The following is a 267-nucleotide window of genomic DNA, read 5'->3' as shown; positions in this document are numbered from 1 at the left end:
GCTCGATCAGCAGCAAACCGGCCTGGTATTCGCCAGCATGGCGCTGTTTGCCCTGGTGTTCCAGCCGATCTTTGGTTTTGTCACCGACAAGTTTGGCCTGAAGAAACACCTGCTGTGGATGATCATTTTCCTGCTGCTGTTTCTGGCGCCGCTGTTTATTTATGTCTTTTCGCCGCTGCTGAAAACCAACTTTGTGCTCGGGGCGCTGCTGTGCGGTATTTATCTGGGGCTGGTGTGCAGCGGGGGTTCGCCGGCGATTGAAGCTTA

General features: G+C 54.7%; 1 protein-coding gene. It reads left to right on the top strand.

Annotation, left to right across the window (positions count from 1 at the left end):
* The coding region (locus tag BEI65_RS27235; protein WP_232519129.1) for an MFS transporter at nt 1-267 on the top strand (267 nt) is incomplete at both ends.

Origin of the sequence: Serratia sp. BW106 (assembly GCF_002607755.1) — a bacterium.
GTDB classification, from domain to species: domain Bacteria; phylum Pseudomonadota; class Gammaproteobacteria; order Enterobacterales; family Enterobacteriaceae; genus Serratia; species Serratia proteamaculans.
Note: the sequence above shows the minus strand (reverse complement) of the source record. Positions and strands in the feature narration are given on the sequence as shown.